Annotated in this window: 24 protein-coding genes and 1 tRNA gene; 23 read left to right on the top strand and 2 right to left on the bottom strand. The window is 38.8% G+C overall.

Annotation, left to right across the window (positions count from 1 at the left end):
• The first annotated feature begins 13 nt into the window (after positions 1 to 13).
• The 8 genes from BM102_RS14395 (at position 14) to BM102_RS13440 (ending at position 4,269) form a co-directional block, all read left to right on the top strand.
• On the top strand, positions 14 to 190 hold the full coding sequence (locus BM102_RS14395; protein WP_155952525.1) for a DUF6465 family protein: 177 nt from the start codon (positions 14 to 16) through the stop codon (positions 188 to 190).
• 338 nt (positions 191 to 528) lie between these two features.
• Complete coding sequence (locus tag BM102_RS13475; RefSeq protein ID WP_090482769.1) at positions 529 to 1,119, top strand: hypothetical protein; 591 nt, start codon at positions 529 to 531, stop codon at positions 1,117 to 1,119.
• 77 nt (positions 1,120 to 1,196) lie between these two features.
• The gene (locus tag BM102_RS13470) at positions 1,197 to 1,730 is read left to right on the top strand and encodes a histidine phosphatase family protein (RefSeq protein WP_090395214.1); all 534 of its coding nucleotides are present in this window, start codon (positions 1,197 to 1,199) and stop codon (positions 1,728 to 1,730) included.
• A 30-nt stretch (positions 1,731 to 1,760) separates the two neighbouring features.
• Positions 1,761 to 2,543, top strand: a complete 783-nt coding sequence (locus BM102_RS13465; protein WP_090482766.1) for a PhzF family phenazine biosynthesis protein — start codon at positions 1,761 to 1,763, stop codon at positions 2,541 to 2,543.
• A 132-nt stretch (positions 2,544 to 2,675) separates the two neighbouring features.
• Entirely contained in the window at positions 2,676 to 2,834 is a 159-nt protein-coding gene (locus BM102_RS14445) for a hypothetical protein (protein WP_207646574.1), read from the top strand.
• A 170-nt stretch (positions 2,835 to 3,004) separates the two neighbouring features.
• Positions 3,005 to 3,077: transfer RNA gene (locus BM102_RS13455), tRNA-Pro, on the top strand.
• Between the two features lie 272 nt (positions 3,078 to 3,349).
• Positions 3,350 to 3,823 carry a MazG family protein gene (locus tag BM102_RS13445; RefSeq protein WP_090482761.1) on the top strand — a complete coding sequence of 158 codons (474 nt, stop codon included), beginning with the start codon at positions 3,350 to 3,352 and terminating at the stop codon, positions 3,821 to 3,823.
• A gap of 2 nt (positions 3,824 to 3,825) precedes the next feature.
• Positions 3,826 to 4,269 (top strand): GNAT family N-acetyltransferase, encoded by a 444-nt coding sequence (locus BM102_RS13440; protein ID WP_090482758.1) that lies wholly within the window; start codon positions 3,826 to 3,828, stop codon positions 4,267 to 4,269.
• Positions 4,270 to 4,302: 33 nt separating this feature from the next.
• On the opposite strand, the gene BM102_RS13435 is transcribed toward BM102_RS13440, so the two are convergent.
• On the bottom strand, positions 4,303 to 4,830 hold the full coding sequence (locus tag BM102_RS13435) for a hypothetical protein (RefSeq protein ID WP_090482755.1): 528 nt from the start codon (positions 4,828 to 4,830) through the stop codon (positions 4,303 to 4,305).
• A 126-nt stretch (positions 4,831 to 4,956) separates the two neighbouring features.
• On the opposite strand from BM102_RS13435, the gene BM102_RS13430 reads away from it, so the two are divergent.
• The 13 genes from BM102_RS13430 (at position 4,957) to BM102_RS14555 (ending at position 17,340) form a co-directional block, all read left to right on the top strand.
• Entirely contained in the window at positions 4,957 to 6,075 is a 1,119-nt protein-coding gene (locus BM102_RS13430) for a CapA family protein (RefSeq protein WP_090482752.1), read from the top strand.
• 11 nt (positions 6,076 to 6,086) lie between these two features.
• Positions 6,087 to 6,635, top strand: coding sequence for a prolyl-tRNA synthetase associated domain-containing protein (locus tag BM102_RS13425; RefSeq protein ID WP_090482749.1), 549 nt, complete (start codon positions 6,087 to 6,089; stop codon positions 6,633 to 6,635).
• A gap of 23 nt (positions 6,636 to 6,658) precedes the next feature.
• Positions 6,659 to 6,928 carry a DUF1294 domain-containing protein gene (locus BM102_RS13420; RefSeq protein WP_090482746.1) on the top strand — a complete coding sequence of 90 codons (270 nt, stop codon included), beginning with the start codon at positions 6,659 to 6,661 and terminating at the stop codon, positions 6,926 to 6,928.
• 14 nt (positions 6,929 to 6,942) lie between these two features.
• Positions 6,943 to 7,593 (top strand): DNA/RNA nuclease SfsA, encoded by a 651-nt coding sequence (gene sfsA, locus BM102_RS13415; protein WP_090482743.1) that lies wholly within the window; start codon positions 6,943 to 6,945, stop codon positions 7,591 to 7,593.
• 3 nt (positions 7,594 to 7,596) lie between these two features.
• Positions 7,597 to 8,484, top strand: a complete 888-nt coding sequence (locus BM102_RS13410; protein ID WP_090482739.1) for a DMT family transporter — start codon at positions 7,597 to 7,599, stop codon at positions 8,482 to 8,484.
• Between the two features lie 233 nt (positions 8,485 to 8,717).
• Positions 8,718 to 10,010 (top strand): ABC transporter substrate-binding protein, encoded by a 1,293-nt coding sequence (locus tag BM102_RS13405; RefSeq protein WP_090482736.1) that lies wholly within the window; start codon positions 8,718 to 8,720, stop codon positions 10,008 to 10,010.
• A 52-nt stretch (positions 10,011 to 10,062) separates the two neighbouring features.
• Entirely contained in the window at positions 10,063 to 10,935 is an 873-nt protein-coding gene (locus tag BM102_RS13400) for a carbohydrate ABC transporter permease (protein ID WP_090482734.1), read from the top strand.
• Complete coding sequence (locus BM102_RS13395; protein WP_090482731.1) at positions 10,935 to 11,756, top strand: carbohydrate ABC transporter permease; 822 nt, start codon at positions 10,935 to 10,937, stop codon at positions 11,754 to 11,756. Before BM102_RS13400 ends, BM102_RS13395 begins: the two co-directional genes overlap by 1 nt.
• A 9-nt stretch (positions 11,757 to 11,765) precedes the next feature.
• Positions 11,766 to 13,271, top strand: coding sequence for an arabinosylfuranosidase ArfA (gene arfA, locus BM102_RS13390; RefSeq protein ID WP_090482728.1), 1,506 nt, complete (start codon positions 11,766 to 11,768; stop codon positions 13,269 to 13,271).
• Positions 13,272 to 13,296: 25 nt separating this feature from the next.
• A complete protein-coding gene (locus tag BM102_RS13385; protein WP_090482725.1) occupies positions 13,297 to 14,286 on the top strand; it encodes a LacI family DNA-binding transcriptional regulator in 990 nt (329 codons plus the stop codon).
• 93 nt (positions 14,287 to 14,379) lie between these two features.
• Positions 14,380 to 15,198: a hypothetical protein gene (locus tag BM102_RS13380; RefSeq protein ID WP_090482722.1), complete on the top strand. Its 819-nt coding sequence runs from the start codon at positions 14,380 to 14,382 to the stop codon at positions 15,196 to 15,198.
• A gap of 14 nt (positions 15,199 to 15,212) precedes the next feature.
• On the top strand, positions 15,213 to 15,812 hold the full coding sequence (locus BM102_RS13375) for an NUDIX hydrolase (RefSeq protein ID WP_090482719.1): 600 nt from the start codon (positions 15,213 to 15,215) through the stop codon (positions 15,810 to 15,812).
• 145 nt (positions 15,813 to 15,957) lie between these two features.
• Positions 15,958 to 17,340 (top strand): flagellin N-terminal helical domain-containing protein, encoded by a 1,383-nt coding sequence (locus BM102_RS14555; RefSeq protein ID WP_242942944.1) that lies wholly within the window; start codon positions 15,958 to 15,960, stop codon positions 17,338 to 17,340.
• On the opposite strand, the gene BM102_RS13360 is transcribed toward BM102_RS14555, so the two are convergent.
• Complete coding sequence (locus tag BM102_RS13360; protein WP_090482715.1) at positions 17,329 to 18,495, bottom strand: putative glycoside hydrolase; 1,167 nt, start codon at positions 18,493 to 18,495, stop codon at positions 17,329 to 17,331. The genes BM102_RS14555 and BM102_RS13360 overlap by 12 nt on opposite strands.
• Before the next feature lie 164 nt (positions 18,496 to 18,659).
• Between BM102_RS13360 and BM102_RS13355 the strand changes: the two genes are divergently transcribed.
• Together BM102_RS13355 and BM102_RS13350 are read left to right on the top strand one after the other, a co-directional pair.
• On the top strand, positions 18,660 to 21,119 hold the full coding sequence (locus BM102_RS13355; protein ID WP_090482712.1) for an amidohydrolase family protein: 2,460 nt from the start codon (positions 18,660 to 18,662) through the stop codon (positions 21,117 to 21,119).
• A 105-nt stretch (positions 21,120 to 21,224) separates the two neighbouring features.
• Entirely contained in the window at positions 21,225 to 21,797 is a 573-nt protein-coding gene (locus tag BM102_RS13350) for a zinc ribbon domain-containing protein (RefSeq protein ID WP_090482709.1), read from the top strand.
• Positions 21,798 to 21,875 lie beyond the last annotated feature (78 nt).

The raw sequence follows: 21,875 nt of genomic DNA, 5'->3' as shown, positions 1-21,875 counted from the left end.
CTAATATTTTTCCATGGTCGGAATTAATTTTGCATTCACAGAGGCTGATTGCCTAAAGAAAGCACAAGCTCAATTCAAGAGAGACTACAAGAGCGTTGAGCTCACAGGTATCAGCATTTATATTAAGCCTAAAGAACATAGAATCTACTTTGTTGCTAACGGAGATAAAGTTGGTTCTACAGAGTTGTAATATTGTATTATAGGCTGCCGATGGCAGCCTTTTCTCATGGACTATCTTTCATTAATAGGATCAATTCAGATATTCTGTGTAGGCTTAAATTTTGTTTGGGGCAAAAAGATTATGGGTTTTGTCATATTCTTGTAGGAAAATTGTAGGGTTTTGTAAGGGCCCAGAGTCTTTTTCTTTATATTTTTATAATCGTGAATTACAGTCGCATCGAATTGGTGCGGCTTTTTTATTTGTAAAGGTTGCCAAAGCTGAATACTATGGTGTTTCAACAGCCTTTTTGTTAAAATATATGAGATAATGTAAAGGCGCAAGCAAAAGGGCAAAGGAGATAATGTAATTTGAAAAATATTAGATTTTATGAGGCAGAAAAGTATAATTCAGATGATTATGAAAAAGTAGAAGATATGATATATAAAACTACAGATAAAAAATCTTATGGTGAATCTTTATCACTTAAGGGGTGTTCAGATACCGAGTTGGTTTCAAAATTGCTTAAATCAGAAGACTGGGCTCAGGGAAGCGGAGAATTTCTCGAGGATTATATGATACTTACATATGATGGAAAAAGATATTATCGTGAAATCGAAAATATCGGAACAGATGATGATATTGTTTGGGAAGATCAACATGATCCTGAGGAACAAAATATTATTTATGTGACATCCATTGTTTTTGAACCAGAACCTGAGCTTGAAGAAAACAAACCTAGTGATGCCTACGTTTCGCAGTATCCTTTAGAAGATATATTGGATAAGTTTTTTGTGTATTGTAATGACATGTATGAAAAAGAGAATGAATCTGATAAGAATCATTCATATGTTGAATTTGCAAGTGAAAAAATCGAAGAAATCAGAAACTTACTATCTATTATTGGCAAACATGTTTATAACAAACTTGAAGGAGATTACGTATATCTCAAAATAGAGTAACTGCGTAGATTGTAAAAAGAGCACTATCTAAGGGGATTATTGCTAGATAAAGAGAAAGAGTTAGGAAGTATATAAACATGGATCATTTTTATTTTATTAGACACGGGGAAACTGTTTGGAACGTAGAAAATAAGATTTGCGGTGAAACAGACATCGAGCTTACAGAAAAAGGGCATGAGCAAGCCATAGAAACTGGTAAAAAGATATTAGAGCAGGGAATTACTGCGGATGTAATCCTAACATCACCTCTTGTAAGAGCAAAAGAAACAGCAAGACACATTTCTGAGATCACAGGAATACCAATGGAAATAGAGCCAAGGCTTAAAGAACAGAATTTTGGAAGATATGAGTCCACTCCAAGAGATGGAGCAGAATTCCACGAAGCAAAAAAAGATATGGCAAGCAGATTTGGAACGGGTGAATCTATGCTTCATCTTGCTCAGAGAATATACAATCTTATAGATGATATAAAGGCGTCAGATAGAGAAGTCATTCTAGTAGCCCATAATGGAATTGCAAGAATGGTGGAATCCTACTTTACAGAAATGACAAATGAGGAGTTTTCATCTTGTGGAATTAAGAACTGTGAGGTTAAGAGATACGATTTTTAATATACAAAAGGGAATATAAAGTGGGCAATAATGAAACAGTATATTGTAGATGCATTTACAAACACACCATTTGCAGGTAATCCAGCTGCAGTGTGTGTTATGGATAGCTGGCCATCAGAAGAATCAATGATGAAGCTGGCAATGGAAAATAATCTGTCTGAAACAGCGTTTATTGTAAAAGAGGAACAGGGCTATCACTTACGTTGGTTTACACCAGGTTCAGAGGTAGAACTATGTGGACATGCAACCCTTGCATCTTCATTTGTAATACTAAATTACATAGAAAAGGATTCAGACCTAGTAGAATTCAACACTCTCAGCGGAAAACTTACAGTAAAGAGAAATGGAAATCTCTTGGAGATGAATTTCCCTACATATGAACAGCCTGAAATTCCTGTTACAGATGAAATGGAAGAAGCTTACGGCGTTCGCCCTATAAAGGCTCTTCTTGGACCAGACCTTCTCTGTATTTTTGAATCAGAAGAGCAGATTAGAAATATGAATCCTGATCAGATTAAGCTCTCAAAGCTTCCAGGCAGAGGACAGGATGCTACAGCAAGAGGAAAAGATGTAGATTGTGTCTCAAGAACTTTCTTCCCTAAACTTCTTGTTGCAGAAGACCCAGTATGTGGTTCAGCTCATTGTCAGATAGCAGCTTACTGGTCTGAAGTATTGAATAAGAAAGAAATCAAAGCTTACCAGGCTTCAAAGCGTGGTGGATATGTACATTGCAGATTAGAGGATAATAATAGAATCACTATCAGTGGAGAAGCTACATTGGTAGCTATATCAGAGGTTGTAGTGAATCTATAATTAATGCTAAAGAAGAGAGGATAGGAAGCAATGACTGGAAAAGATTTTGTTGAGCTTTGCCATACTGAAAAAGAAAGTATATTAGAGAGTTATTTTCGGAAGATGGTGAATCTGAGGTTGCAGCGATGATTAATGACAGATAGCTATTATACACTTCTTTTAGGTATAGACGGCGCATGCTCTTTAGGAGACAAACAGATTACCTACAAACTATATGATGAAGAAGGTAAGCATCTTAATCCATGTGGTGAAATAGAAGAGAATGCGTATCAATATTTTATGGAAGACTAAAGTGTATTATAATTAAGTCGATTTTAGGAAAGGAGGACATTGCCGATGATCAATTCCTCAAATTTCCTCCACAATGTGGAGGCCTAAACTCGACACTGCGGGTTCAAGCTAAGCTTACCCGCTAAAATATATAAGGCTGCAAGGAGTAATCTTTGCAGCCATTTACTTTACGGGGTGTGGCTCAGATGGTAGAGCGCTACATTCGGGATGTAGAAGTCGCGCGTTCAAATCGCGTCACTCCGATTATTACAAATCATGAGGGGATACTTATGGATATATCTAATGAAGACTTAGAACGTTGTAAAAAAGTTGTAGGGAATCTCTTTCTTAAAAGAAAAGGGATTGAGTTAACCGACGCACAGTTAACAAGCATTACAAAGGACATCATGATAATATCCGACTCCCATGGGGGAGGTTTGTCGAGCGATATTATTTTAGGATTTGCAAAGGGATATATCGACTCAAATCTATACTCCAAACACATTTGAATTCAAATATTTACAATGAGGTAAATCATGTCAGAAATCAATAGATTAAAAGAAATAGTAGAAACATTAAGAAGTGAAAACGGTTGTCCGTGGGATAAAGCTCAGACTCATACAAGCCTAAAGCCAGAAGTAATCGAAGAAGCTGCTGAGGTTGTCAGTGGAATAAACATCCTTGATAAAACGGGTGACGCCGAAAACCTCAAAGAAGAGTTGGGAGACTTACTCCTTCAGGTAATGTTTCACTCAGTAATAGCAGAAGAGGAAGGCCTGTTTACATTTGATGATGTAGCAAAGACTGTATCTGAAAAGATGGTCAGACGACACCCTCATGTCTTTGCTGGAGTAACCTATAACTCAAAGGAAGAACAACATGCAGCCTGGGAAAAAATCAAAAAGGCTGAAAAAGCTGGTAAGGAATGGTACGCAGATTATCTTCCAGAAGCTTTTGAGGAAGCTAAAGAACTTATCGAAAAAGCTAAAGAGCGAAAGGGATATAAGTAGTAATGGAGATTATATTAGTAAATGAGAATGAGCCATATTGGGATAAGCTAATAGCATTTTCTAGAAATTGCTCATGGAATCCAGGTAAGAATTTAGCTAATAGGATGGAAAAACATGACTTCAAAGATAAAGAGCAAATATTTGTTGCTATAGAGGCTAACCAGATAGCAGGATTTTGCGTTTTTGATGAGAACGGATATATTCCACCTGAATATAATTACCACCCATTTATAAATCTAGTATTTGTAGATGAAGCATTTAGAGGAAAAAGAGTTTCAGAAAAGCTAATAGAAAAAGCCCTAAGTTATGGTAAAGAACTAGGATTAAATAAAGTTTATCTAAAAAGTGAACATCGTGGCCTATATGAAAAATATGGATTTAAAAAGATTGCAGATTTTACTCCTATTGTAGGTCTTGCAGATCAAATATTTGAAAAGAACCTATAAAAGAACCAAAATGTTTGCAGCATGTAAAAGATTTTAAACCCCAATATCGATATTCATTCCAGAGAGGAGGCCATTATCGGCTTCCTTTCTGTTTTTTTGATAAGGATTATCTTCGTTTGGATAGGCAATCTTAGTGTGGGTGGTGCCGCCTGAGACATAGGTGCGGCCGCACTCAGGGCAGACAGCAGTATGGATAGAAACAGAGGCCTGAAGGACTTTGCCGCCACTTTCCTCAGCTTTGTCGTAGGCATTATTTACGTGCTCTTGCTCATGGCCGCGGACACGAGCCGCAGCAGCATTAGGTGATATATGAGCAGCAGATTTAAAGGATACTTGCTCGTCAGATCCGTCCTGGTATTTTCTGCTGGCGCAAGTTTCGCATTCAATTACACCGGCACGCTTTGCAGCGCGTTCGCTGGTGATATTTTTAGCCAAGGATTCACTTTTGCCCTCAGCACGCAGTTCATCTGCAATTTTTGAATCCACAGGAGTTGTAGCGCCAGAATTAAAAGAATTACTATATGGAGAAAAGTTAGTGTTTATGCCATTAATACCCAACATAGAATCACCACCTTAAAACGGACAAAGGTCATATATAGTAATAATAACACTAATGTACGTCTAAAGTATGAAGTTGTATAATAGGAGCTAAAATTAGTTATATTAGGGAGTTAGGAACGAAAGTCAATGAAAAGAAGGATAGCTTTATCAATATGCTTGGCCTTATCGCTAGTAGCATGCGGCAAGCAAACGGTTATGCAAGAGCAGGTGTCGGCCCAGGAGGCCAACTATAGCCAGCCACAGCCTGTGGAATCTACCACAGAAGATAATGGTGAATACGATTTCACATTATGCTTCGCCGGCGATATCAACTTTGACGAAAATTGGGCCACAACCCAGTATCTAAACACTTGTGAAAATGGTATCGCGGATTGTATTTCACCGGAGTTAATAAGTACCATGCAGCAGGCCGATATAATGTGGATAAATAACGAGTTTACATACAGCGACCGTGGACAACCACTGCCGGGCAAAGCCTATACTTTCAGGGCGGATCCTGCTAGGGTTGAGAACTTGAAGTTGCTAGGAGTAGATATAGTGGGTCTTGCAAATAATCATGTGTACGATTATGGAAAAGACGCATTGCTTGATACCATGGATACCTTGGATGCGGCAGGGATTCCATATGTAGGAGCAGGCCATAATCTGGCTGAGGCAAGTGAGCCAGTGTACATGGAAGTCCAAGGAAAGAAGATAGCATTCGTGGCTGCATCCCGTGCTGAAAAAAACAAGATGACACCACAGGCCACAGATACCGAGCCAGGAATTCTCAGATGCTATGACACAGCCCTTTTTGATGAAGAGATAAAAGAAGCAGATGCTAATGCGGATATTGTGGTGGCGCTACCTCATTGGGGCACGGAATATTCCACAGTGCTTGAGCCGGTACAGACATCCACAGCCCACGAGTACATCGACGCCGGCGCGGATGTAATCATAGGCGCCCACACCCATTGTCTTCAGGGCTTCGAGTTTTACAACGATGTGCCAATAGTCTACAGTCTTGGAAATTATTGGTTTAACGAAAAGACGTTGGATACCATGCTTATCACACTGCATTGCTATGGCGATAATGATGAGGAAAATATGGACGTTATCATTACACCAGCATTACAAGCAAACTGCACAACACAGTACGTGGCAGATGGTGCAAAGCAGCGCCAGCTGTATGATAGGCTTGAAAGCATATCAGTGAATGCGCAAATAAGCGACGACGGAATTATTACACAGGAAGAGACAGAATAGAGGAGAATATCATGACAGAATTACAAACAGGCAGACCAGCGGACACAACAGGACGATTAGACAGGGAAGTCAGAGTATATGATTATTTAGATAATCTTGGAATTGAGTACAAGCGTATAGACCATGCGCCAGCGGATACAATGGAAGTTTGCGCTGAAATAGATAAATCCCTTGGTGCATTAATTTGCAAGAATCTGTTTTTGTGTAACAGACAGAAGACAAACTTTTATTTACTGATGATTCCAGGAGATAAAAAGTTTAAAACAAAAGAGCTTTCAAAGCAGATAAATTCAGCGAGACTGTCATTTGCTGACCCAGAGGATATGCTGAAGTATCTTGATATCGAGCCAGGCTCAGTTAGTGTAATGGGGCTGATGAATGATAAAGACCATGTAGTGCAGCTTTTGGTGGACGAGGATGTGAAAAACAGCGAGTTTATCGGCTGCCATCCTTGTGTAAATACATCAAGCATGAGGATAGCTGCAAAGGATATTTTTGACGTATATCTTCCTGCAGTAGGCTACGAGCCAAGAATAGTTACATTGCTTGGCGAAGACTAAGATATAAAACGGAGGATATTATCATGGACAAGTTGATACTTGGATATTTGGTCATTGTTAATATTGCAGGCTTAGCCGTAATGGGAATCGACAAAGCAAAAGCTATCAAAGGTGCTTGGCGCATTCCAGAAAAAACACTATTTTTAGTCAGCTTAATAGGCGGAAGCATCGGAACATGGGCAGGGATGTACCTGTTCCACCACAAGACAAAACACTGGTATTTTGTAATCGGCATGCCAGCCATTCTGATTATCCAGTTGGTTATAGCGGCATATTTTATGGGCTTGATATAGGAGAAAAATCATTAGTGAAATATAAAAATATAGTAGAAGCAAAGTTCATATCACGTCCAAACCGTTTTATAGCACAGGTTGATATTGATGGACAAGAAGTAACTGTCCATGTAAAAAATACCGGCCGATGCAAGGAATTATTGCTTCCTGGCAGGACGGTATATCTGGAAAAGGCCACAAATCCAGAGCGCAAGACACCATATGATTTGGTTGCCGTTGAGACACCTATCGGAATAATCAACATCGATTCTCAGGCGCCAAATGCGGTGGTGAAGGAGTGGATTGAAAAGCAGGATTACGATTATATTGATCCGGAGCATAAATATGGTGATTCCAGAATCGATTTCTTCATGAAAAAAGGTGAGGATGAATATCTTCTAGAAGTTAAAGGTTGCACACTTATTATAGATGGTGTAGGCTATTTTCCTGATGCGCCTACAGAGCGTGGAGTAAAGCATTTGAGAGAGTTGGCAAAGGCTACAAAGCTTGGGTATAAGGCTATGGTAGCTTTTGTAATTCAGGTAGATGGAGTTACAGAAGTGCGCCCAAATGTGGAGACTCACCCGGAGTTTGGAGTTGCTTTACAAGAGGCTAAGAATTCAGGCGTACAGGTGCTGTTTTTGCAATGCCACGTAGAAAAAGATTTATTGGAGATTATTAATTAACAGATGAAACGTGATTATAAAGGAATATTGCTTACAATTTTGGGAGCCTCCTGCTGGGGGCTCTCAGGTTCTGTGGGCCAGTATTTATTTGATGTGCAGCAGATGGATAGTCAGTGGCTCGTGCCTATCCGTCTGGGCATGGCAGGAATTATCTTATTTATTTACTGCCTTATAAAATACAAAAAAGAAACCTTCAAACCATGGGCCACACCTGGCCAGTCTATAAACATGCTGATATATGGCCTGCTAGGAGTTAGCTGCTGCCAGTTTCTATATTTCCTAACTATAGAGCTTTCAAACGCAGCCATAGGTACGATTTTGCAGGATCTAGCTCCTATTTTCATTTTGATGGTGACATGTCTGAAGGGAAAAAGATTACCAAGAGTCGGTGAGATATGCGCAATACTACTGGCAATCCTTGGTGTATTCTTCCTTACAACCCATGGAAACATAGAAAACCTTTCGGTTGCTAAGGGGGCTCTGATAGCGGGAGTTGGTAGCGCAGTATGTGTAATGATTTACAATGTGCTTGCTCCAAGAATAACCAGCGACACACCTGTAGTTATTGCTCAGGCCTGGTCATTTTTGATGGGTGGCGCATTTGGATGCCTTATCTTTAGAATATGGCAAATCCCTTACACACCAAACATTTACGGACTTCTTGGCATAGCCTTCGTAGTACTTGTTGGAAACATTGGAGCATTTACTCTATACATCAGCGGTGTTAAGCGAATCGGCCCAAACAAGGCCAGCCTATATAGCTTTGCAGAGCCTATAACTGCTGCAATCATCGGAACTACAATCCTTGGAAACAAGTTCACAGTGTACGATGCGCTTGGCTTTGCGCTGATATTCCTGATGCTGTGCAGCATTACGTTTTCTAAAAAATAACTAGGAAAAGTCAAATGAAACAAATATATAAATAGATTATTGTTAATTATTTCATGTTGACGAAATATAAAAATAGATTTAAATTGAATATAAGAAGCGTACACGAGTACACAAACATAAATAAGGCATTTCTTTAAGAAGTGCTTTTATTTTTAAAAATGTGCGCACACGAGTACGCATTATAGTATACAATAAAATTTTTGGGGCGATTCATAAGGAGGAGGAAAAATTTTATGAAGCGAAAACTTATTAGTGGCTTATTAGCTGGATTGATGATGATGAGTTTGTTCTCAGGATGTGGTTCATCGTCAAGTACCACAGCTGCAACAGCGTCTACTGACACATCAGAAGCCAAAGAAAGTGGTGAAGCAACAACAATTTCATTTTGGTGTAACTTTACTGGTTCGGATGGAGATGTATTAAGAGAAATTGTAGACAATTACAACAAAACAAATACAGATAACATTACAGTCGAGATCGACATTATGGACTATGCAACATTACAGTCTAAGCTACCAACAGCAATTTCTACTGGTACAGGTCCATCTTTTATATTGGCTGGTGTTGAGCTCATCAAGCAGTATAAAGAAAATGACATGATTGAGCCAATTGATGATTTCTGGGAGGTGACTGGAGTCGATAAGTCTAATTTCAATGAGAATGTATTGGAAAAATCGTATTTTGATGGAACACAGTATGGTGTACCAATGCAATATAATCTTCAGTATTTGTACTATAACAAAGATCTATTTGAAGCAGCAGGCTTAGATCCAGAGACACCACCTACTACGATGGAGGAACTGGAGAAGGCAGCAGTCGCATGTACCGATGAAGCAAATGGCATATACGGATTAGGACTTCCAGTAAATTATGGCAACTACGTTGAATATCTGTGGGCTAACGGAGGAGATGTAGTAAATAGCGATGGAACAGAGAACTATTTAAACTCTGAAGAGAATATCAAAACTTTAACATGGTTACAAGACATGATCAAGGAAGGTGTTTCTCCAGAAGCATTGGATGCAGGAGAAGCAGATACCATGTTCCAGGCAGGAAGACTTGCAATGTACACTAGTGGTCCTTGGAATATCAATGGTTTAAATCAGCTTGGTGTTAATTATGGTATTACAGCAATTCCAGCTGGTACAGCAGGTGCCTTTTCACCTGAAGGAGGATGTTCATGGATGCTTACAAAGGGAGCTGATGATAAGACAAAGCAAGCAGCATATAAATTCATGGCATATTGGCTTAGCGATGATGTCTTGAAGGAATGGTCTAACAGAAATGGATTCCCTGTATGGTCAAATTCAGTACTTCAAGATTCGGAAATCCAGTCAAATGAGATTTTAGCAGACGTATCAGCAGCTTCAACAATTGGTAGAGATTGGCATTTGACATTGGATTGTGGATCTCAGATTGATGCAGATGTAATGCAGCCAATGATGGAAAAGATTTTATCTGGAGATGATGTAACAACATGCGTTGAAGAGGCATCGGAGAAATTAGATGAGGTATTAGGTCTATAGAATGATTATGCTGGTGCTACAAAATGTAGCACCAGCATATTGGAGGAGAAACATGAAAAGGAATCAAAAATTAGCATACCTATTCATAGCACCATCATCATTAATCTTCATAATATTTGTGTTTGTGCCACTTTTTGAGGCTTTTTTCATTAGCTTGACCAACATGGATATTTACATGAATGGATACGAGTTTATAGGGTTTGAGAATTACAGCAGAATGTTGGAAGATTCGAGAGTTTGGAATGCTACGAAAAATACGATTGTATACACAGGAATAGAAGTTCCATTGCAGATAGGATTATCGCTACTATTATTATTTTTAATGCTTAGTAATAATAGATTTCATAAGTTTTTACGTACTGTTTTTTACATACCTTATGTTTGTTCAATGACAGCAATAAGTATTATGTGGTCTATGATACTAAACAAGAATTCAGGAATGGTTGCTTTTATGTTAAGTAAAATTGGTGTAGAAATTCCCAATTTACTCGGAACAGAAGGATATGCAATGGGTACGGTTATCGCAGTATCTGTTTGGAAAACTTTTGGATATACTTTGACATTATTGTCAGCTGCTGCACTTGGGGTTTCACAGTCATTATATGAAGCAGCAGAAATAGACGGAGCATCTTGGTTTAGAAAATTCATTTATGTGACAATACCCGGTATCAAGGAAACAATAGCTTTCTGCCTGGTAACAACATTAATAGGAGCATTGCAGGTATTTGATCAGATATATGTATTAACTCAAGGTGGACCTCTATATTCAACAGAGACTTTAGTAGGATTTATTTACGACAGAGGATTCAAAACAGCTCCATTTGATGTTGGATATGCTACTTCAATTGCTGTTTATTTATTCTTCCTGATTGCAATAATAACTTTTATTTTGAGGAAGTATTCAACTAGAAGGGAGGAAGAATAATGAGTAAAAGATCTTTTGACATAATTAGTTATGTATTGCTAACGATAATAATGCTTATTGTATTGCTTCCGTTGTTTTGGCTATTGGTGTCTTCTTTTAAGTCAGATTTTGATGTAATGCAATGGCCACCAAAGTTCTTTCCAACTGAATGGGTTACGACACAGTTTAAGTATGTATGGAGTGTTTTGCCAATACCAACGATGCTTAAAAACACAGTATGTTTCGCAGGTGCTGTAACGATAATTAGTTTGTTTTTTGATTCGTTAGCGGCATATGCATTTTCAAGAATGGAGTTCAGAGGAAGAAAAATTATATTTGGAATAATACTTTTAACAATGATGATTCCATTTCAAATTGTTATGATTCCAATTTATTTGGAAGAATATAAAATGGGAATTCTCAACACTTTTATAGGTCTAGTATTACCAAGAGCTGCCAGCGCGTATGGTATTTTTATGCTTACTTCATTCTTCTCGGGGATTCCCAAATCTTTAGATGAAGCTGCTCGTATCGATGGTATGAGTGAAATACAAATATATTTGAAAATAATATTACCTTTATCAAAGCCGGCATTGGTAACATTAGGAATCTTTCATTTAATGAATAACTGGAACGACTTGTTATATCCCATGATGCTCACAAGTACGCAAGAAAAGAGAACACTTTCTGCAGGATTAGCAACTCTTGTTGGAAGTAATGCAATAAAGTATGGTCCAACTCTAGCAGCAACAGTAATTGCAATAGCTCCATTGTTAATAGTTTTCTTATTTGGTCAGAGATTCTTTATGGAAGGTATTGCTACATCAGGTATGAAAGAATAGGAGAAGAGGATGAAAAACAGAATTGTTATAGATAAAGACTTTAAAATTGGAAAAGTGGACAAAAGGATATTTGGTTCATTTGTAGAGCACATGGGTAGAGTCGTTTATACGGGAATATATGAAGAAAATCATCCTACAGCAGATGAAGACGGTTTCAGAAAAGACGTGGCAGAATTAGCCAAAAAGATGGGAGTAGGATTAGTTAGATATCCAGGAGGTAATTTCGTTTCAAATTATAATTGGATGGATGGTATAGGACCTAAAGAAAATCGTCCACGAAAAAGAGATTTAGCATGGAAATCAATCGAAACAAATGAAGTAGGAATTGATGAGTTCATGAAGTGGGCTAAACGATATGACATGGAGCCAATTATGGCCGTAAATATGGGTACAAAAGGAATAGATGAAGCAGTGGCTCTACTTGAGTATTGTAATAGCGAAGAAGGGACATATTATAGTAATCTTCGCGTAAAATATGGATCCAAGGAGCCATATAAAGTAAAAACATGGTGCCTAGGAAATGAAATGGATGGCGAATGGCAGATAGGCCATAAGACGGCCCACGAATACGGGAGACTTGCACATGAAATTGGGAAAGCAATGAAGGTTTTAGATCCTACCATCGAGTTAGTAGTGTGTGGAAGCTCAATGTCTAGAAATACTACATTTGGAGATTGGGAACGAGAAGTTCTTAGCAATACGTATGATGAGGCAGACTATATTTCTCTTCATCAGTATTATGATGGTCAGGATAAAGGAACCAAATCATTTCTTGCTAGGTCTTTAGATATGGAAAGATATATTGATTTGGTTTGTGGTATAGCAGATTTAGAGAAGAAAAAACGTAATAGTAAAAAGACAATGAATATTTGTTTTGATGAATGGGGGGTATGGTCAACACCAGACTATGAAGTGCAAAAATGGGTAGACGAACATCCTTGGCAAATTGCACCACCATTAGGTGAGCAGATTTATACCATGGAAGACTCTTTATTATTTGCAAGCATGATGATGGTATTATTGAAAAAATGTGATAGAGTAAAAATAGGTTGTCAGTCTTTATTAACGAATATAAGTGCATGTATTATGACAAAAAAAGGTGGTGAAGCGTGGGTTCAACCAATTTACTTCCCATTTGAGTTGATTGCAAATAATGCAGTAGGTACAGTTCTTCAATCAAAATATATTGGTGAAACATATTCAACAGATGATATGGAAGAGGTTCCTTTAATAGATAACCTGGTGGTTGCTAATGAAAGAGACAATGAATTAGTATTATTCTTTGTAAATAGGAGTGAAAAGAAAGAGGAAATAAGCATCGATATTAGAGCGTTTAAAGTAAATGGAATAAGGGAATCAAAGGTATTATTTCATGATGATATAAAAACCAATAACGTAGAGAATCATGATGCTGTTAGACCACAGGAAATCGTCAATTACGAGTTAAATAATGATGACATAAAGCTATTATTAAAACCATTCTCTTTCCAGATGTTAAAAGTTGGGTTAGAATGAGTAGTAGTTTGAGTAGAGGGGAACGATGAGTATCACAACTAATGATTTAGCGAAGCTTTGTGGTGTTTCAAGAACGACAGTAATCAGAGCGTTAAATAACACAGGGCGGATAAATGATGCAACTAAAGAAATGATTCTGAAGACTGCTAAGGAGCATGGTTATAAGCCTGACTTATTAGCACGAAGCTTGGCAAAAGGACGTACTTATACAATAGGTATGGTTGTCTTAGATTCAAAAAATCGATATTTTGCACAGATGATTAGCGCTGTAAGTGCGGAAGCAGAGAAACTTGGTTATGGAGTTAATATTAATCTGCATAACAATGATTCCCAGAAGGAAATCGATAAGATTAAAAGGCTAGCTGCATATAAGACAGACGGTATCATTTTATCATCCATTAACAAAGGAGACGAATACAAGGCGTTTCTCGATGGTTTGGATATCCCAGTTGTTTCTGTGGATAACAAGATAGCAGAAGGGATACCTTTTGTGGATATCTCTCAGCGTAGCGCAATGAAAGCAGCTACAAATAAAGTTATTTCTAAGGGATATAGGCACATTGTATTTGTATGTCCACCAATAAATGGAAATAACAAAGAAAATATTTACGTTCATGAGCAACGTCTTTTAGGTTTCAATCAGGCTATTGAGCAGGCGCAAGATAAATGTACTGCAGGGTATTTATTAGATTGGGATTATCTTGAACATATAGAGGATTATCCAGTAAACAAAGAAATAGCTTTTATTTGCACAGCAGATGAGATGGCCTTAGAAATTATGATGAAGCTAAAAGAAAAAAGGCTTACAGCAGGCAAGGATTATGGATTGCATGGATTCGATGCAATAGATACACTAAAGTATATTTCACCTAGGCTAAATTCGGTTAACAATAATGTAGAATTGGTGGCTAAAGAGGCTATGCAATTATTGTTTAATCTAATAGAGGTCAAAGAGAAAGAAAAAAATAAGCGGATAATAGTACCATATGATTTGGTAGATGGAGAAACAATCTAATTATAGGAATAAAGCGCAAGCCTTATTTTAACAGGCTGCAAAACAATTAAAATTACAATTGAGGATGATGAGGATACACAAGCTACAGAGTCGGTGGAATCATCAGATTCAAAGGCGGATTCGCAGACAGAATCCACAGAAACAGCAACTACAGATGATGAGACTGAGGGGCTAGAGAATAACGATGAAAATATCACAGAATCACCAGCAGCTATCACAATCAAGAATCCATCATGGGATAAGTTCAATAACACAGGATTAAATGCTGATGATTACCCACATCTTTCACTTACCAAGACAAAGGAGGAGAGTCAGGACTGGCTCGACACTGATGTATGGTGCCAGAAGAATGGTTTCGAGTATCAGAAGCTTCCATACTCAGATGGAACATTTACATACATGGGGCTCTATCCAAAGGATGATTATTCATGCACAGCACTTACAATTTCATCCGAAAGCACAGGGGATATCCTTTATTATTTGGATTTATACGAGCTTTGCTATGGCCCAGATGAATCAGGCAGATATTCACAGGCTGTGCAGGATATTCAGTATGCAGTGATGGATGATAATGCAAACATCCTTTATGTTTCAATAATGCACAACGGATATTCTAGCGAGAACCCATTATCAAGCCACATCATAGCTATCGACCTTCAGAAAAATGAAGTGATTTGGCGAAGCGAGCCACTTGTATCAGGCCTTTGCAACTTCATCGTTGATGGCGATACAATCATCTGCGGATATGGATTTACATCCGAGCCAGACTACATCTACTTGCTTGATAAGCACACAGGCGACAAGGTGGATGAGATTTCGGTAAAATCAGCACCAGAGCAGTTTGATATCAAGGGTGACACACTTTATGTGGCCACATACAACACAGCCTACGAGTTCACAATTCAAAGATAGAAAAGGATAAGTAAATGAGCGAAAATGAAAAACTTCAGTGGGAAGAGGTATCCTGCGAACATATCGTAAATGACGAATGGATAGATTTCAGAAAAAGCAGATACAGATTTCCAGATGGAAGAGAATTTGAGCCATACTATAGCTACAGCCGCCGCGACTATGTGGTAATAGTAGCCACAGATGAAGAGGGAAATTATATCTGTGTTAGACAGTATCGTCAGGGAATCAAGCAGGTGACCACAGAGTTTTGCGCAGGTGGAATTGAGCGCACAGATGGCAAAGAATACGGAAACCGCCAGGATGCTGGTAGCACAGAGAATGCTCTTGCGGCAGCAAAGCGCGAGCTTATGGAGGAAACAGGATACGAAAGCGACGACTGGAAGTTCCTCCTTACTGTTCCATCAAATGCTACTATGGCTGATAATTACGCTTACATCTACGTTGCAAAGAATTGCAGAAAGGTGAGCGGGCAGAACCTTGATGAGACAGAAGTCTTAAACGTTCATCTTTACAATAGAGCACAGATTGATGAGATGATTGCATCAGGGGAATTCCCACAGGCTAATCACATTTTGGCCCTTCTTCTTGCAGATAAGGATGAAAATGTGAAATAGCATTATTACAGAGTTTTAGACAATCTGTAGAATAAATTGAATATTCAGACTAAATAAAATAAACCATACTCCGATATCTATATTAGCAAGGATGCTGATAACTAGAACTAAGGATGGTTTATTTTTTTATTAATCGGGGATAGTTATGGTTGTTCAGCATAATATGACAGCTAGCAATGCTAGCCGAATGTTAAACCTTACAAATTCTTCCTTAGGAGCAACACAGGAAGAGCTTTCAAGTGGTTATAAGATTAACCGCTCTTCTGATGATGCCGCAGGTCTTTCTATCTCTGAAAAAATGCGTAAGCAAATTCGAGGCTTAGACAGAGCTTCTACAAATATTCAAGACGGTATTTCCCTAGTTCAAGTTGCAGATGGTGCATTAACAGAAACTCACGATATGCTTCAGCGTATGAACGAGTTGTGCGTCCAGGCTGCAAACGGTACAAATTCAGAAACAGACCGAAAAGATATTCAATACGAGATTTCTCAGCTCAGAAGTGAGATTGATAGAATTGCGAAGACCACAAATTTTAATGGTGATATTTATCCATTGAATGCAGATACAACAATAAAGGAAATTGGTAGTGTTGAGGAAATAAGTTTACCTGACATATATTCATTTAAAGATGTTAAATTAACAAATGACTATAATAGGGATATATATGTAAATGGTGTTACGGTAGCTGGCGGGGAAACGATTACAGTAAAAGATGCATTATTTGCTCCATATTTTTATAATGGTTCAGTTGTAGGAACTGGATTTGCTTCAACTACACAATATAACGAAAGTGGTAGTTCATCTGGTGGAGGAATAGGAAACTTTGCTTTGTCTTATACTGAGTTAAATAGTTCCAATATTAGTGACATTAACTTGGATGGACAACCTGACAATATATCTATGTATGTATCTATTGGAACAAAAGCATCTTTGAAGGTAGATGAGAACAATAATATATATGAAAATGATTATGCGTGGAACGATACATTTTATTTAACAGATAAGGGAAGAATATGGGCAAACTTTATTGGAACTAAAGAAGAAATTGTAGAACAATACGGTTTGAAATTAGTTGAATATACAACTGTTTCCTATCCTTCAATATCATTCACCCACATCGATGGAAGACAAAACGACAAGCTTTTCCTTCAAACAACAAACGAAGCCAATGAAGGTGTTACAGTTCAGGGCGTCAACGCCACAGCAAAGGCACTTGGCGTAGATACACTTGATATCACCACAGAAGCAAAAGCTACTGCTGCAATTGATACAGTTGGTGAAGCAATTAAAAGAGTATCGGAAATGCGAAGCTATTTTGGTGCAGTCCAGAATAGATTAGAGCATTCAGTAAAGAACGTAGATAATGTAGTAGAAAATACACAAGCAGCAGAATCAAGAATCAGAGATACAGATATGGCTGATGCAATGGTCAGATTTTCAAAGGATAACATCCTTATGCAGGCTGGCCAGTCTATGCTTGCGCAGGCAAACACAGACCAGCAGTCAGTAATGTCATTACTCCAGTGATTCCGATAAAACAGAGTAATCACTTTTTGAATTCCATAAAATCCATTCATCATAGCCGGCATCGTAGACAGCCTGAATCTCGCTGTCGATGGCGGCTTTGTCATATTCTATGTGGCCTTCCAAATTTTCAGCGGTGAAGGCCTGAAGCCATGGGCGAACGGTCGATTTATCCTCATCTGGGATGGAAGCCAGCGCATCTGCGGAGCCTAATAAAGCACCGTAGATGGTATCGTAAGGATTGGCATCAGGTACATCCAGACCGAAATCTCCGGCAGCATAATGGGATGGATAAATCATTGGGCTGATGCAATCAACAGTTGAGGCGAAGTCAGTGTAGCTTTGGCCGATGTGCTTTGCATCCACATCACTTGTGATAATTGTTCCGAAGACGTTGGCGCTGACAGGAGTAAAAGCTTTTTCATGAACAGCAGAAGTGATTTGTGAAAGGAAGCCGTTGATGTATTCTTGTCTGCTGTCATCATCAGAGGCAACGCCATAAACAGCATCTTCTGAGTTCTGGCCCACTGGAAAACGAACATAGTCAAGCTGAATCTCATCAAATCCAAGGAGAGCGCAATCTACAGCAATGTCTGTCACATAATCCCACACTTCCTGCTTGCATGGATTCACCCATGCATTTCCCATTGAATCAACCACTGGCTCACCAGTTGAATCCAGCAACGCCAGCTCAGGATGAGCTGCAGCTAAAACTGGGTCCTTAAAGCAAGAGATTCGGCCGATGACGTAAATATCGTTATCATGAAGAGTTTGTAAAAGCGCTTTAATATCCTTTATGTATGGGATACAAGCTTTGGTTTCGTCGTTATCTGGATTGTCTAGATAAAAGGAGATGTTCCCGGAATCTTCCTTAATATCAAGTACAACAGCATTTAAATCAGTGGAGTTTATAAGATCTATTAATTCATCCATTTTTTCAGTGCCGGCAGTTGGCGCAGTCACATAGATGCCATGGACCTTAGGATGTGAGAAGGAATGTTCATCAGGTGAAATAGTAGGAGCGGATCCATTATCATCACTATGTTCCTTGATAACGGTGGCTTTACTAACCGAACTTATAATCAGCACGGCAACAAGAATGGCCGCGGAAATTCCAAATGCAATAGCTAAAGGTAAATATCGTTTAATATATTTCATAAAAATCTCCCCAAATGTATGTTAGGTATAATAATACAACATATTTAAATAATTTTAAAACGCTCTAGCAAAATAGTGTTAGAATTAGAACAAGAGATTTGTTGTAATGAGACCGATTCTATGATACAAAATATAGTAAAAATCTTAGGATAATAGGAGTGGCTATGACATATTTAACTTGTTTTTTTCTCGATAATGAGAAGGATATTATTGTAAATCTCTACAAGGATCTAGACAGGATGTACTATGTCCTGACCACGCCAAATCACAGTACAGGAAATCTTATTCGTAACATTTCAAAGACCTGTAACCTCCCACTTTCACAGGATGACAATGGAATGCTTATTATCACAGACGAAATCCCATGTTTTATAGATGGAAATAATCAGGAGAGCTATATCTTCAAGCTGGCAGACACAGAGATTGCCAGCATTTATCCTGATGGCACAGTAGATAGAAAAGCTACAATCCCAGCCATTGCAAAGACTCTCATGAGTCAGACAAAGGATTTCAAGCTTCCTGCTGGAAAGACAATATTCAAGACATTCATCCGCAAGGATTTAAAATTCAGAGCAGATTTGCACACCCACATGAACGGCAATTTGACAGGCGATATCCTTATTGCACTGGGAATCGCTCATCAGATTCGCTATCCACTTTATTATGTAAAGAAGCTGGAGCTAGAGCTTACTGATGCCCAGTGGGAAAAGGTAAATGCCCAGCGTGAAAAGGTTGCCCGCCAGTTCGTATCATCGGATTTGCAGGGCAAGTATCTGGACCGCAGAATCAATGATAATACATTTATAAACTTTGCAGACCTAATCCTAAACAACCTGGACAATGCAGAGATGAACATCGTAAAGATTAGAAATTCTCTGGCTGTTATAAAGGATGGACAGGCCGTATTTACAAACCTGGAAAAGGTTTACCTGTATCGCTATGTATTCTGTAAGGGAAAGGAGAGCGAGGAGCAGATACCTTTTGCAAAGGTGGATATGATTTCAGATGAGGATGTTAAAAACGCCCTTAAGCAGATGCTTCGTGATAGGGAAAATCCTGATTATTGTCACAATACAATCTTCCAGGATAAGCTTCTTTGGATTGCCAGAAGCTACAAAAAGCAGGGCGTTTGCTATGCAGAAATCAGTGACACAACCCTTGTTAAAAAGTACGAATCAATCGAAATGCTTAGACAGGTTCATGCAGTTATGCCAAGCATTTACCAGGAGACAGGTGTCATGATTCGATTCCTTGCAGCGATGCGTCGTATCCCTCTTACAATCGTTAAGGATGCCGTCACTCCAGCCAACTACCTGGAGCAGAACTTAGAGGTGCTTAAAGCAACAGCCCTTGATCCATATGTGGCAGGCTGCGATTTCGTAGGCGAGGAGATAAACGATATCATCACTCTAAAGCCTGCCTTCAAAGAAATCGTAAAGATTGCAAAGGCTGATCCAAGCTTTGTCATCCGTGTTCATGCAGGAGAAAACGATAGCCAGAAGGACAATATCGCCCATTCAATTGCCTGCGTAAAAGAATCATTGGAGCCAGGCCAGAAGATGCCAAAGATGCGATTAGGCCATGGACTTTATACATACAGCCTTGCATCAAAGAAGGGCAAGGAGACATTAAAAGAGCTAAAGGAAAACAACGTGGTTCTTGAGTTCCAAATCACAAGTAACGTGCGTTTGAACAACCTGAACTCACTTCAGAATCACCCACTTAAGCAGTACCTTGAAAAAGGAATTTCCTGCGTACAGGGTACAGATGGAGCTGCCCTTTACGGCACCAATTCTATCGACGAGCAGCTATCTCTGGAGAAAATGCTTGGTCTTACAGACGACGAGCTTAAGCAAATGCACGATTCCGAGAGGAAGATAATCGAAGAGAGCCAAAAGGCATATTCAGTAAAGAAGGCAGCCTTCGCCGAGCTTTTAGGCGACCGCGACATGGAGGAGGTTCTCCTTGAAAAGATGCAGGCCGTTACCATTTCAAAGGCAAAGGCCAAATCTGCACCAAAGCTTGATGCCAACACAGAGCTGAAGGACCAGATTGAGGAAATCACATGGGACAGAACACCTGTGGTTCTCTTGGGAGGAAGCTTTAACACTGAAAATAGAACAACAAAAATCAGTGCCAATGCTATAAAGCAAATGGACGATATGCTTGAGTATATGAGTCCGGATGAGGTTTGCTTCGTAATCGGACACAAGCTTTCCGGTTATGAAAAATATCTTTTAGACCACAACGACAAGGGCTTCAGAATCTATTCATTTGTGCCTGCGCTTATTACAAAGAAAGAGGCAGAAAAGATTAAGGAAGCTGATGTTAAGGTTCGAGTTTCAATCGAGTCTGAAGGAATGGGAATATACAAAAGTATTAACTATGAGATTTTCGAGCGTCGACCATCAGTGGTAGTCGCCTTTGATGGAAATAGTGCAGCCGCCAATCTTATCCAGGAGGCAAAGAACGGAAAGGGCCGCTCAGCCATTCTTATTTGGAATCATTCCAAGACTCTTATGCAGAAGGCAAAATCCCTTCACGGTTATGTATATTCTTTCGATGGGGAGACACCTTTGACGGATATTTTTGAATCACTAAAAACTAAATTTAAGAGCAAATAAATAGCTCAAATTTATTTACTAAAAAATGCAAATGAGCTATATTTAAAGGAGCGAATTTTAGCGACATAATAACAAAAAGGAAGAATATTTGTTAAGGAGGAAAAAATGGGTTTTTTTGATGATTTTGGAAAAAAGATTTCCGATGCTAGTCAAGGAGCTATTGCTAAGACAAAAGATTTTGCAGATGTAGCAAAGCTAAACTCAAATATTTCAGATGAAGAGCGAAGAATCAACAATGCATATCAGCAGATTGGTAAGCTCTATTTTGAAATGCATCTTGAAGACTTTGAAGATTGCTTCAAGGATCACTTTGCAGCAATCAATGAATCACTTGGAAAGATTCAAGATTACAGACAGCAGATTACAAACATTAAGGGTGTCGTAAAGTGCCCTAACTGCGGAGCTGAGGTTCCTAAGGATTCAGCATTCTGTAGCTCATGCGGTACACCAGTACCAAAGCAGGAAGCACCTGTTGATGTACCTGCAGCAGAGGCTGAGGTAGTATCAGCACCAGAGGCAGCTCCAGTAGAGGAAGCAGCTCCTGTTGAAACACCTGTAGAAGAGGCTCCAGCAGTAGAAGCCCCAGTAGAAAAGAAGTGCCCATCATGCGGCGCAACACTTGAAGACGGTGCATTATTCTGCACAAATTGTGGAACTAAAGTAGAGACTAACTATTAAAGATAGTCAATAAAAATGTTTTAAGACAGAAATGTTTTAGATATAGCGACGATGACTTATTCATCGTAATCAGTACCT

This window comes from Pseudobutyrivibrio sp. JW11 (genome assembly GCF_900115355.1).
In the GTDB taxonomy this organism is placed as follows: domain Bacteria; phylum Bacillota; class Clostridia; order Lachnospirales; family Lachnospiraceae; genus Pseudobutyrivibrio; species Pseudobutyrivibrio ruminis.
This window is presented reverse-complemented; position numbering and strand designations above follow the sequence as displayed.

What these genes read in the sequence shown, in the direction of transcription:
- BM102_RS14395 (WP_155952525.1), top strand. Translation starts at nt 14, where the DNA reads ATGGTCGGAATTAATTTTGCATTCACAGAGGCTGATTGCCTAAAGAAA.
- BM102_RS13470 (WP_090395214.1), top strand. Translation starts at nt 1,197, where the DNA reads ATGGATCATTTTTATTTTATTAGACACGGGGAAACTGTTTGGAACGTA.
- BM102_RS13465 (WP_090482766.1), top strand. Translation starts at nt 1,761, where the DNA reads ATGAAACAGTATATTGTAGATGCATTTACAAACACACCATTTGCAGGT.
- BM102_RS14445 (WP_207646574.1), top strand. Translation starts at nt 2,676, where the DNA reads ATGACAGATAGCTATTATACACTTCTTTTAGGTATAGACGGCGCATGC.
- BM102_RS13445 (WP_090482761.1), top strand. Translation starts at nt 3,350, where the DNA reads ATGTCAGAAATCAATAGATTAAAAGAAATAGTAGAAACATTAAGAAGT.
- BM102_RS13440 (WP_090482758.1), top strand. Translation starts at nt 3,826, where the DNA reads ATGGAGATTATATTAGTAAATGAGAATGAGCCATATTGGGATAAGCTA.
- BM102_RS13435 (WP_090482755.1), bottom strand. Translation starts at nt 4,830, where the DNA reads ATGTTGGGTATTAATGGCATAAACACTAACTTTTCTCCATATAGTAAT.
- BM102_RS13430 (WP_090482752.1), top strand. Translation starts at nt 4,957, where the DNA reads ATGAAAAGAAGGATAGCTTTATCAATATGCTTGGCCTTATCGCTAGTA.
- BM102_RS13425 (WP_090482749.1), top strand. Translation starts at nt 6,087, where the DNA reads ATGACAGAATTACAAACAGGCAGACCAGCGGACACAACAGGACGATTA.
- BM102_RS13420 (WP_090482746.1), top strand. Translation starts at nt 6,659, where the DNA reads ATGGACAAGTTGATACTTGGATATTTGGTCATTGTTAATATTGCAGGC.
- BM102_RS13410 (WP_090482739.1), top strand. Translation starts at nt 7,597, where the DNA reads ATGAAACGTGATTATAAAGGAATATTGCTTACAATTTTGGGAGCCTCC.
- BM102_RS13405 (WP_090482736.1), top strand. Translation starts at nt 8,718, where the DNA reads ATGAAGCGAAAACTTATTAGTGGCTTATTAGCTGGATTGATGATGATG.
- BM102_RS13400 (WP_090482734.1), top strand. Translation starts at nt 10,063, where the DNA reads ATGAAAAGGAATCAAAAATTAGCATACCTATTCATAGCACCATCATCA.
- BM102_RS13395 (WP_090482731.1), top strand. Translation starts at nt 10,935, where the DNA reads ATGAGTAAAAGATCTTTTGACATAATTAGTTATGTATTGCTAACGATA.
- arfA (WP_090482728.1), top strand. Translation starts at nt 11,766, where the DNA reads ATGAAAAACAGAATTGTTATAGATAAAGACTTTAAAATTGGAAAAGTG.
- BM102_RS13385 (WP_090482725.1), top strand. Translation starts at nt 13,297, where the DNA reads ATGAGTATCACAACTAATGATTTAGCGAAGCTTTGTGGTGTTTCAAGA.
- BM102_RS13375 (WP_090482719.1), top strand. Translation starts at nt 15,213, where the DNA reads ATGAGCGAAAATGAAAAACTTCAGTGGGAAGAGGTATCCTGCGAACAT.
- BM102_RS14555 (WP_242942944.1), top strand. Translation starts at nt 15,958, where the DNA reads ATGGTTGTTCAGCATAATATGACAGCTAGCAATGCTAGCCGAATGTTA.
- BM102_RS13360 (WP_090482715.1), bottom strand. Translation starts at nt 18,495, where the DNA reads ATGAAATATATTAAACGATATTTACCTTTAGCTATTGCATTTGGAATT.
- BM102_RS13355 (WP_090482712.1), top strand. Translation starts at nt 18,660, where the DNA reads ATGACATATTTAACTTGTTTTTTTCTCGATAATGAGAAGGATATTATT.
- BM102_RS13350 (WP_090482709.1), top strand. Translation starts at nt 21,225, where the DNA reads ATGGGTTTTTTTGATGATTTTGGAAAAAAGATTTCCGATGCTAGTCAA.